The organism is Pedobacter chitinilyticus, assembly GCF_003313385.1.
Taxonomy (GTDB): Bacteria; Bacteroidota; Bacteroidia; order Sphingobacteriales; family Sphingobacteriaceae; genus Pedobacter; species Pedobacter chitinilyticus.
Map to the genome: position 1 here is coordinate 578,980 of NZ_QMHN01000002.1, position 11,899 is coordinate 590,878.

Below are 11,899 nucleotides of genomic sequence, written 5' to 3' on the forward strand. Positions count from 1 at the left end.
TTTGAGCTTCATTAAATAGGGGTGTAAGCAAGTAATTCATTGTCCCTTCTACCGTTCTATGTTACATTTGTTCTTACTCCAAAGGGTGCAGATACTTTTGCAATGATTGATGCTAATTTCTCATATACTGGATAATTTTTTATTTCATCCAGCAAAAATGAAACTGATTTATAAGAAATTAGAACTATTAAGTGTTGTGGTTTTGCTTTATCAGTATAGATTTCCAAACTTATCTATATAAATAAGAACCAGTGTGATGGTATCGAAAATTGCGTGTGATAGAATAGGTATCCAAAGGTTATTGCCAAATTTCTTATAAATAATACCCCAAAACAAACCTCCCAATACAGCTGCGATTACGCCGAAAATATCTTGCTGCCTGTGATACAGACCGAATAATACACTTGTAACAATTATGCCCAAAAGCGTAAATGAACTCTTGGAGAACCTTTTGTCCAAAAGAGATTGAATATAGCCCCTGAAAACAATCTCTTCATAGAAGCCTCCTATAAGCCAGGCAGCAGCAATAATCATTATCAGTTTTGAAATGCTGCCCCTGATGAAATTATATTCTGTATAATCGGGTACGACAAAAAAATACTTTATCGTGGGGATATAAATGAACTGCATAAAGCTTACCCATATTAAAGCAGAAAAAATCCCTATCAAAACCGCTGTAATGGTTAGGCCGCTTTTTACAAGCCCTACATCACGGAACGTTTTGCCTTCTCTACGCAGAACGAACCAAATCAGCAATAGGCAGACAATAGCATACGAATAAAAAGGCAATGGAACAAAATGGGGAAATAGTATAAGAAAAGCTATTATCCCAATATCCCTAAATATAGATAGCACCTTATGTTCCATTTTATCAGTTCGATACCTTGATAATTTGTTCTTGCTTCATTTCAATTTGAAAATAAAAAGATAGTAAAATAATCTTTTAAAATCGATGAACTTTCATTATTCCATTCCAGGGCCGCTCGCTTGCAGTTTGGTAGCAGGTAACGGTTTCTAACACTAATTTGTTGTTCTGGTTCTTCTTTTTAGACAGAACTTATCACTTTCTGTTACGCCGAATTGCTTTATTCTTTTGCGGTCGTTTTTTTACACATCCCTGATGTCCAGTAATTAACTATGAACGCCAGTGCTTTTCCTGCTTTCACCTGGTTAATATCTTCCCAAAATAAGGCGGTATTATTCCAGTTCAGATACCCGAACAGTTGGCATCAGGTCAATTTTCGAAGCTAATCTGTCACTGAATATGGCCCCTTTAAAGCATGAAGAAAGCTCTTTGGGGCAAGATATTTTGAAATGCGTCGTCGTCAGGTGAGGCAACAAATAATAAGGAAAGCTGGTTAGCCCCTCCACTCTTATTTATGCCGACACGTCGTAGGCCTCTTTTTCTTTGAATCAGCTCTCCGCTATACTTGTCAAGCGGAATACGGGTTTGCACATCGACTTCCTATATAGCTTCAACGATTTTCAACGCCCTTACTTTGTATCCAGCTCTGGCAGTTTTTGCCAATGAACTCCAATTTCAGTTTATAATCGTAGCTTAAAATAGTTTATCATTCAATTCGCGACTTGTATTCGTTTTATAGCTAAGAAAATATTACCTTTTGCGATATGAAGATGCTGTTATTATTCTTTGCATTAATTACCACTGGCGCTGTTGCGCAGCAACCAATCGATCAAGCAAATTTTGTCAAAACTTCTGAACAATATTTTAACGCAAAAATGGCATCTGACCATATTGTCGGACTGAGTGCTGCGATCATACTCGACGGCAAAGTCGTGTGGAAACAGGGGTTCGGTTATGCCGACAGAGAAAGAAAAATTGCGATGACGCCGCAGACGGTGGTGAATATCGGTTCCATCACCAAAACCTTTACTGCACTTGCCATGATGCAGTTGCATGAGCAGGGGAAGCTGGATATCAATAAACCGTTAAAAACCTACCTGCCGCAGTTTAGTCCGATGGCAGGGCCAGGCATCAGCCCCGACAAGATCACGGTGAAATCGGTAATCACCCATACCTCAGGCATCCAATCCGACATCTGGAAAAATTCGGACCTGAAAAGCGGAAAATATACTGATATTCCAGACTTTGTTAACCAGACCTATTTATTATACCCAGCTGGCATGGTTGGACTTTATTCAAATGCAGGCTATAACCTCCTGGGTAATGTGATTAAGGCCGTCAGCAAAGAGGACTATGCTGATTATATCCACCGCCATATCCTTGATCCGTTAGCGATGTCGCACAGCGGATTCGCCATGGATAGCCTGCAGAACCGCAGTAAAATATATGCGTACGGGCAAAACTTCAGGGAATTTGAACTTCGGGATATCGCTTCTGGCGGTATCTACGCGGACATGAATGACTTCACTAAATACGCGACTGGCTTGCTGAAAGCTTATCGTGGAGAAAACAATCCTATTATTAAAGCGAGCACCCTTCATGAGATGTTCAGCCTCCAGAATGCGTCGGTACCGATAGAAACCAATAAAAAAGGACTGGGTTGGTTTATGTTCAAAAACGACTCCACCTTTGCTGTTTACCACGCGGGCAGCGCTGGCTTTGCCCAGGCCAAATTGCTACTCTTTCCCGAAAAGAATGCTGCTGTTATCGTGATGACCAATACAGCTGAGGGTGGACAAGCAGCGGAAGATTTCTGTTTTAGCCTGCTGCCTAAGTTCGGCTTGCGTATTTCCGATCTATTTCCCAATCCCATAACAGGGTTGGTTCATAACACTTCTCATATTGTTCAACTGTCGGCAGCGGAGCTAGAGAAACACGCGGGCAGCTATGCTAAAGCGACGTCTTATGTAACTGTTTCCGTAACTGATCAATACCTTAGGATGCGTGAGAACAATAAAGTAACTATCTTAAAGCCGCTCAGCGCAAATGAATATGCACCTTATGAGATCAGCGGCAATGATACGCTGATGAAAAAAAGTGGCCAGCGTTTTTTCTTTACCAACATCCAGGGGTATCATTATCTGATCCAGCGGAGTGGCGAAAGGGAGTATAACTGGGGTTATCAGTTGAAACCGATTGACGTCAGTCTTTGGCAGAAGCGGATAGGATTATACCATCAATACGGTTACCAGATGCTGATCGGCGATAGTAAGTTTAAAAGCATTGAGCTATATATTACCCCTGATCGTGTGCTGATGTGCCGACTTAAGACGATGGGCAGTACCAATGAAATTCCTTTAGAGGTTATCGATAATAACCATGCGCTTTCTTCGGGTGTAAATGCGGGATTTGGTGGCTTTACGGTTACCTTTAAGGCAAACAAAGAGGAGCAGTTCGTAGATTTTGCCGGTATTAAGTTCCGAAAATAACCAGCATTATCTAAAATCCATCCAATGCCTATTAGACTTTCTTTATCACATAGCGAAAACTTACAAGAAACTAGAAAATACAGAGATCCCTGAATAGATTTCGAACCGCAAAAAAAGCACATTAAATATCACTTCAATCAAGATTGACTGCTTTTAAACAAAAAATGGATAGGAAATCTATGGTAGTTTCGAACCCAAAAGCTAGCAAATCAACATATTCACTATCAGGATATTAAACCCACAAAAAACGAAACACCAACATTATGGTGTTTCGTTAAGTGGAGAATGCCGGATTCGAACCGGCCACCTCTTGCCTGCCAGGCAAGCGCTCTAGCCAAATGAGCTAATCCCCCAGATACGGTGGCAAAAGTAAATATTTAAAATTATTATGCAAGTATAAAATGAAAAAAGGGAAGACTATCCAGCCCTCCCCAACACAATAACATCGTTAAGTGGAGATTAGACAAACAAAATCCTATTACTTAACCTAAATTTTTTCAAATGTATTATTAGCACCAAAGTATCGCAATACCTAGAAATAGGTATTTCTATCTTATTATGCTACCTATTTACCAGCAGTAGAGAATGAATAAGGTAATGAAGAAGCAGAAACTCCCCTCTTCAAATTAGGTTGATCAGTCATTTTGAAATCAATCACCATGCCTTTTTTTAGTTCTGGGTGGCTTAACCAATTCTTATCATAAATTTTCGAGTTGATTTTCAATGTTTCAACATAACGATTGGCATTACTGTTTTCTGGTGCATTAATGATTACTTTCCTACCTCCTTCTATCGTAAGTGTTGCTTTTTTAAATAGCGGTGCACCCAACACATATTGATCCACCGCTGGAGTTACTGGATAAAATCCAAGTGCAGAAAAAACATACCAAGCAGAAGTCTGGCCATTGTCCTCATCACCACAATAACCATCTGGAGTTGCCTTGTACATACGGTTCATTGTTTCACGTACCCAATATTGAGTTTTCCAAGGCATACCACCATAATTATATAAATAAATCATGTGCTGTATAGGCTGATTACCATGAGCATATTGTCCCATGTTGGCAATTTGCATTTCCCTAATTTCATGGATTACACCACCATAATAACTATCATCAAAAACTGGTGGCAAAATGAATACGGAGTCTAGCTTTTTTACAAACTTATCTTTGCCGCCCATTAATTTTACCAAACCTGCAACATCCTGAAAAACGGACCAGGTATAATGCCAACTATTACCTTCAGTAAATGCATCTCCCCATTTAAATGCACTAAAAGGCGATTGGAACTTACCATCTTTATTTTTCCCTCTCATTAAACCACTAGAAGGATCGAATAGATGTTTATAATTCATTGCACGTTTTGCGTAAATATCTATTTCACTAGCTGGTTTACCCAAAGCTCTACCCAACTGATATATTGCAAAATCATCATAAGCATATTCTAAAGTACGGGCAGCATTTTCATTGATTTTCACATCATATGGTACGTAGCCCAAATCATTATAGTACGCAACGCCTTTACGTCCAACGGCATCCATAGGCCCCTCGTTATTAGCGCCATGTTTTAATGCTTGCCATAATGTCTCTATATCATAACCGCGTAATCCTTTGATATAAGCATCAGCTACTACCGAAGCAGAGTTATTACCAATCATGATATTGGCGTAACCTGGACTACTCCATTCTGGCAACCAACCACCTTCTTTGAAATCGTTTACCAAACCTGCTTGCATTTCTCTATTGATTTCGGGATACATCAAGTTTAGAAAAGGATATAAAGCACGGAATGTATCCCAAAAACCTGTACCTGCAAACATATGACCTGGCAAAACCTGCCCATTGTAGGGGCTCCAATGTACAATTGAATCTTTTTTGTCAATTTCATACATTTTATGGGGGAACAAAAGTGTTCTATAAAGAGAGGAATAAAATGTATATGATTGTTCAACTGTTCCTCCCTCTACTTCAATTTTGCCCAACTGCTTACGCCATTCCATTTTTGCTTTTTGCTTCGTAAGTTCAAAGCTATCATTGGCCAACTCTCGCTTTAAATTAAGCTCAGCCTGCTCAAAACTAATAAAAGAGGAGGCCACCTTAGCAACCACTTTCTCATTAGCAACAGTTTTAAATCCGATAATAGCTCCTGTATGATCTGCTTGTATTTCCAAGCTGTCGGCAACCAATTTATTTCCTTTCCAAGTCTTCGCAATAGAAAATGGCTTATTAAAATAGATAACGAAATAATTTTTAAAGTTTTTAGGCAAAGGTCCGCGGGCATATTTACTTGTATAGCCAATTATTTTTTGCGCTGAAGGAATAACCTTTATATAGGAGCCTTTGTTGAGCGCATCAATCACTACAAAAGCACTGTCTGTTTTTGGATAGGTAAATCTAAACTGTGCTGCCCTTTCAGTCGGTGTGATTTCTGTAGTTACATTAGCATCGGCTAGATAAACACTATAGTAAAATGGCTTTACTGTTTCTGATTTATGAGAAAACCAGCTCGCACGGTCATCTTCGGTAAATTTTGTTTTTCCTGTTACGGGCATAATCACAAATTGTCCGTAGTCATTCATCCAAGGAGAAGGCTGGTGTGTTTGTTTAAAGCCTCTTATTTTATCTGCATCATATTGGTATACCCAACCATTACCCATTTTTCCAGTTTGTGGTGTCCAAAAATTCATTCCCCAGGGTACTGCTATAGTTGGATAAGTATTTCCGTTTGAAAGCTCGGGCTTTGATTGAGTACCCATCAAAGGATTTACCCATTCTTCAGGATCATTGATTTTTTTGGAAACCACTGTTTGGGAAAACAATGGAATTGGGAATAATAATAAGGCTAAAGTAATTATTTTATTCATTTAAATACTGTTTTAAGAATACGCTTTAATATAGGACATAATCAATCTTGCAGTCCTTTCAGATGCGCCCGCGGCTCCCATAAATTGGTGTAAATGAGCATACCCTTCCAGCATCTCGGCCCTGCCTTTTCCGTCAATAATTTGCGTGAGTTCCTCGGTCACTTTTTGGGGGTTACAGTCTTCTTGAATGAGCTCGGTTACGATCTTTCTATCCACAATTAAATTCACTAAGGAAATGAAACGGATGTTAACCAATAACCTTGCAATAGCAATGGAAATAGTTCCACCTTTATACACCACTACTTGCGGGACATTAAACAAAGCAGTTTCCAAGGTTGCCGTACCCGATGCCACCACAGCGGCGTGGGCGTAATGTAACAATTGATAAGTTTGATTAAATACTAAAGCTACTTTCTTATTACCCATAAACTGCTGATAATAGTCTGCCCCAAACGTCGGTGCCGCAGCAATTACAAATTGGTAATTCTTAAACTGATCTACCACGCTAAGCATTACTGGCAATAATCTTTCTATTTCCTGCTTTCGGCTGCCTGGTAAAAGGGCAATAATAGGCTGGTCATTTAATTGATGTTCCGTTTTAAAATGAACATTTGGCACAAATTGTGAAATCTCATCCAACAAAGGATTGCCTACATAATCCACCTTCATACCCCACTCTTTGTAGAAAGCTACTTCGAATGGTAAAATGCAAAACATGTGATCAACAATGCGCTTGATTTTGAGCACGCGTTTTTGATTCCAAGCCCAAACCTTTGGCGAAATATAATAGCAAACTTTAATACCATGTTGCTTGGCAAACTCGGCAATTTTAAGGTTAAAGCCAGGAAAATCAATCAGTACCAATACATCCGGCTGGTAGGCCAACACATCAGCCTTGCAAGCTTTCATGTTTTTCAAAATGGTACGCAGGTTCAACAGCACTTCAGTAAAGCCCATAAATGCCATATCCGCATAGTGCTTTACCAGCTTACCTCCCTCGGCCTGCATTTTATCGCCACCAAAATACCTAAACTCCGCTTGAGCATCTTCAACCTTTAAAGCCTTCATTAAATTCGCTCCATGCAAATCGCCCGAAGCTTCACCTGCTATTAAGTAGTATTTCATTTATTTTTAGTGGTTAGGGATTAGTAACCAAGTATTATTGGACAATTAACCGATTAAACAGTTAACCCAACTACACTTCTTGCATTATTTTGTAAAAGAAAAACACAAAGGCACATATAAAAGTGGCACTTACCACTCCTCTACCTGCATTTTCCTTGTTAACTTTAAAGAAATAGTTCATCCACAGCAAGTTTACCGCTACGCAACCAATGAGCAATAAGTCTGCTTTTTTTAACGCAGTGGTATGGTGCATCAAATACCAAGCAATGCAGGCCAAAATCCCAGGACTAATCAAACCGATGCCCAATCCAACCAACACATGATTTTTAATGGAATAAAAGATTTTTGCCATCTTAACCCAAGTTTACACCATCAGCACTGCGTGAAGTTTTAGCTTTAGCTTCACCCCCGTTAAAATCCCAGGTATTTAAAAATTGGATGGCGTGGTGAGCAGTTAAGTCAAATTGAACAGGCACTACCGAAGCATAACCATGATCCAAAGCCCAAACATCGGTATCTTCGCCCTTATCGTAATTTTCAAACACCCCAGTCAACCAGTAATATGGCCTGCGGTAAGGATCTTCACGTTCTTCAAAATCCTCTGCCCATTTGGCGTTGGCTTGTCTACAAATTTTAATACCCTTAATCGCATCCCCTTTAGGGAAATTAACATTTAACAACGTGCCTTCTGGCAGTCCATTGGTCAATACCTGTTCGGTAATTTGCTTAATGTATTTTTTGCAATGAGAAAAATCGGCATCCTGAGCAAAGTCATCTAACGAAAAACCAATGGAAGGTATTTTCTCAATAGCGCCTTCTACTGCAGCCGACATGGTGCCCGAGTAAATCACATTGATGGAATTGTTTAATCCATGGTTAATTCCCGAAACACATAAATCAGGCTTTTTGCCTTTAAAAACTTTATTTACGGCCAGTTTCACACAATCGACTGGAGTACCTGAGCATTTATACATCTCAATAGGAGGATATAAATCTACCTTATCAAAACGCAGGGGTTTGCCAATGGTGATGGCATGGCCCATTCCAGATTGAGGTCCATCAGGTGCTACTACGGTAACATTTCCAATTTCACTCATTACCTCAATCAGAGCCTTAATTCCTGTAGCGGTAATACCATCGTCGTTAACGACTAATATAGAAGGTTTTGCTTTCATGTGTTATTATTTTGGGCTTGTGATGCTCAAAAATACGGAAAATATCACAATCGCTTTGGCTTAATCCTTCACAATGAAATACAATGATTTAGAGTACTTCTATTTTTTGTGGTGCAACATCTCATTAATATAATTGTCTTTGTATATTTGAATGATAACTTATTTCAATATGAAAAAAATACTACTAGCTGTTTGTCTACTTTTTGTAGGTTCAAACTTAGTGGCCCAAAACGCTACCTATCAGTGGAAAACGGCCACAGCAGGAGGTTACACCTACAAATATGTAACCAACGATCCCTCTAAAACTCGCTTTTACACCCTAAAAAATGGCTTAACGGTTATTCTTTCTCCAAACTATAAGGAGCCTAAAATTGAGTACCGTATGAGCGTTAGAGCAGGTAGTAACACCGACCCAAAAAACGCAACGGGTTTGGCGCACTACTTGGAACACCTTTTGTTTAAAGGAACCGACAAATTTGGAACCGCTAACTGGGCTAAAGAAAAACCATTGTTAGACAAAATTGACGCCCTTTACGAAAAGTACAACAAAACAACCGATCCTGCACAACGTAAAGAAATTTACAAAGAAATCGACAAAGTATCTGGCGAAGCTTCTAACTTCTCTATTGCTAACGAGTACGATAAAATGATGCAGGGAATTGGTGGTAACTCCACCAATGCGCACACTTGGTATGAAGAAACTGTTTACAACGAAGATTTCCCTTCCAACGCAGTAGACAAGTTCTTAGCGATCCAAGCTGAACGTTTCCGCAAACCTATTTTCCGTATTTTCCATACAGAGCTAGAGGCGGTTTACGAAGAAAAAAACAGAGGTTTAGATAACGATGGTTGGAAATTGGATGAGGCCATGATGGACAAATTGTTCCCTGTGCACAATTACGGCCAACAAACCACCATTGGTACGATTGAGCACCTTAAAAATCCTTCGTTAATCGAAATCAGAAACTACTACAACAAATACTATGTGCCTAACAATATGGCGCTCATTTTAGCGGGAGATTTAAATCCTGATGAGATGATCAAAAAAGTAGATAAAGCGTTTAGCTATATGGTGCCTAAACCGTTATCGCTTTACAATCCTGCACCAGAAAAACCATTGACCAAAATCCAAAAGGTTGACGTTTATGGCCCAAGTGCTGAAGTATTGGAAGTTTACTACCGTGGTTTTGCAGAGAACAGCAAAGAGAGCTTAATGCTTTCTTTAATCCGTAGCATTTTAACTAATGGAAAAGCTGGTTTGTTTGATATTAACTTGAACAAACAACAAAAAGTATTGAGAGCCAACGCTACCTATCAGCAAATGAAAGACTACGGTGTGTTCAACTTATCGGCGCAGCCTAAACAAGGTCAAAGCTTAGATGACGTGGCTAAATTATTATTGGAGCAAATCCAATTATTGAAAGAAGGAAAATTTGATGAAGAATTGTTAAAAGCAATTGTTGCTAACAGAAAACTAAGCTTTTTGCAAGCTTTTGATAGCAATGGCAACAGAGCAGAAAGTCTTTCGACCGTGTTTATCATGAACAGAGGTACAGGTTGGGATAGAGACCTAAACGAAACCAATGAAATTGCTAAAATTACCAAAGCACAGGTAGTAGCTTTTGCCAACAGTTTCTTTAAAGATAATTATGTAATTGGTTACAAGCACAAAGGTGAAGACAAGAACACCATCAAAGTTGACAAGCCTGCCATTACACCAATTAATGCCAATGCTGGCTTAACTTCTCCATTTGTGAAAGATTTATTGGCTAGCCCAGTTAAACCTATTGCGCCTAAATTTTTGGATTATCAAAAAGACATCACCTTTGGTAAATCTGGCTTAGCAGAAGTATTGACCATCAAAAACACCGAGAATTCTATCTTCAGAATGACTTATCGTTTCAACATGGGTAGCAATAACTACAAGCTGTTACAATATGCCGCTACTTACTTGCCTTACTTGGGTACAGACAAATACACTGCCGAAGAACTAAGCAAAGAGTTTTACAACATTGCATGTTCTTATAGCTTAAACGTAGGCTCTGAAACCACAACCATCAGTGTTAGCGGATTACAAGAGAACTTTGATAAAGCAGTAGCTTTAGTTGAGCATATTTTTGCCAATGTAAAAGCAAACGAAAAGGCTTTAGGCGAATTGAAAAATAGCATCCTTAAATCAAGAGAAAACTCGAAATTGAACAAAGGCGCCATCATGAATGGTCTTACTTCATACGCACAATATGGCAAGTTAAATCCATTCAACAACGTGCTAACCAATGATGAGGTGAAAAATATTAAAGCCGATGACTTGATTTATTTGTTGAAGAATTTGAACAACTACGAGCATGTAGTAACTTACTATGGCCCTAAAGATTTAGCAGCGTTTACTGCTGACATTCAAAAAGCACATGCTTTGCCAAAAGAGTTCACGCCAGCCGCTCCAGCTAAAGTTTATACTTATACCGTTCAAGATTCAAACAAAGTTTATTTTGCTAACTATGACATGGTTCAGTCAGAAATCCGTTGGTTAAGAAATACTGGTTTATACAACAAAAATGACGGTGCAACCATCGAAGTATTTAACAACTATTTTGGTGGCGGTATGGGTTCAGTAGTTTTCCAAACCATCAGAGAATCTAAAGCTTTGGCTTATTCAACTTATGCAAGCTATATCTCTCCAGATAAAGCAGATAAAGAATACAGCATGATTGCGTACGTAGGTAGCCAGGCGGATAAAATGAATGAAGCGGTAGCAGGCATGAACGAACTATTGAATGTATTGCCAAAAAGCGAAAAAACATTTGACGGTGCCAAAGCTAATTTATTAAGCAGCTACGAGTCGGACAGAATCTTGAAAGACGCAATTTTCGGTCGTTATTTTGCTGATAAAAAATTAGGTTACACTTACGATTCAAGAATTGACAGGTACAAAGAGATCAAACCAATCACTTTTGAAACCATCAATACTTTCCACCAACAAAAAATTGCTAACAAGCCTTATACTTATCTAATTGTTGCTTCTGATAAGAGAGTTAAACAAGAAGATATGGCCAAATTTGGCAACGTTAAAACGTTAACATTGGAAGAAATTTTCGGTTACTAATCGGAATACCAATTATAAAAAAAGCCCCGCATGTGCGGGGCTTTTTTTATAAACCTATATCTGGTTATAATGATTTAATCCACTTCACTAACTCGTCTCTTCCTTTTCCTGTTTTCTGTTGTAATTTACCCAACATTTCCTCATCTTTTCCCTCCTCGTATTTCAAATCGTCATCGGTTAAATCTGCATAGGCTTGCTTAATTTTCCCTTTAAGTTCGTTCCATTTTCCTTTTATTTCCAGCTTATCCATAATTAAAGTTTTAAGTTAAATTTGATATA

The 11,899-nt window shown here is 38.8% G+C and carries 8 protein-coding genes and 1 tRNA gene; 2 read left to right on the top strand and 7 right to left on the bottom strand.

Annotated elements, in window-relative coordinates; all coding sequences use genetic code 11:
- Positions 1–210: 210 nt before the first annotated feature.
- The gene (locus DUT70_RS09270; protein WP_113647037.1) at positions 211–867 is read right to left on the bottom strand and encodes a CPBP family intramembrane glutamic endopeptidase; all 657 of its coding nucleotides are present in this window, start codon (positions 865–867) and stop codon (positions 211–213) included.
- Positions 868–1,629: 762 nt separating this feature from the next.
- Here DUT70_RS09270 and DUT70_RS09275 point away from each other — a divergent pair.
- Complete coding sequence (locus tag DUT70_RS09275) at positions 1,630–3,354, top strand: serine hydrolase domain-containing protein (RefSeq protein WP_113647038.1); 1,725 nt, start codon at positions 1,630–1,632, stop codon at positions 3,352–3,354.
- A 279-nt stretch (positions 3,355–3,633) separates the two neighbouring features.
- Here DUT70_RS09275 and DUT70_RS09280 read toward each other — a convergent pair.
- From DUT70_RS09280 to surE, 5 genes are all read right to left on the bottom strand, one after another.
- Positions 3,634–3,707: transfer RNA gene (locus tag DUT70_RS09280), tRNA-Ala, on the bottom strand.
- A 212-nt stretch (positions 3,708–3,919) separates the two neighbouring features.
- Entirely contained in the window at positions 3,920–6,217 is a 2,298-nt protein-coding gene (locus DUT70_RS09285; protein WP_113647039.1) for a GH92 family glycosyl hydrolase, read from the bottom strand.
- A 12-nt stretch (positions 6,218–6,229) separates the two neighbouring features.
- Positions 6,230–7,342 carry a lipid-A-disaccharide synthase gene (lpxB, locus tag DUT70_RS09290; RefSeq protein WP_113647040.1) on the bottom strand — a complete coding sequence of 371 codons (1,113 nt, stop codon included), beginning with the start codon at positions 7,340–7,342 and terminating at the stop codon, positions 6,230–6,232.
- Positions 7,343–7,412: 70 nt separating this feature from the next.
- Entirely contained in the window at positions 7,413–7,694 is a 282-nt protein-coding gene (locus DUT70_RS09295; RefSeq protein ID WP_113647041.1) for a stationary phase survival protein SurE, read from the bottom strand.
- Position 7,695: 1 nt separating this feature from the next.
- Positions 7,696–8,517: a 5'/3'-nucleotidase SurE gene (gene surE / locus DUT70_RS09300; RefSeq protein WP_113647042.1), complete on the bottom strand. Its 822-nt coding sequence runs from the start codon at positions 8,515–8,517 to the stop codon at positions 7,696–7,698.
- 169 nt (positions 8,518–8,686) lie between these two features.
- Here surE and DUT70_RS09305 point away from each other — a divergent pair, with 169 nt between their 5' ends.
- Entirely contained in the window at positions 8,687–11,620 is a 2,934-nt protein-coding gene (locus tag DUT70_RS09305) for a M16 family metallopeptidase (protein WP_113647043.1), read from the top strand.
- Positions 11,621–11,684: 64 nt separating this feature from the next.
- Here DUT70_RS09305 and DUT70_RS09310 read toward each other — a convergent pair whose 3' ends face one another.
- Complete coding sequence (locus DUT70_RS09310; protein ID WP_113647044.1) at positions 11,685–11,870, bottom strand: CsbD family protein; 186 nt, start codon at positions 11,868–11,870, stop codon at positions 11,685–11,687.
- Positions 11,871–11,899 lie beyond the last annotated feature (29 nt).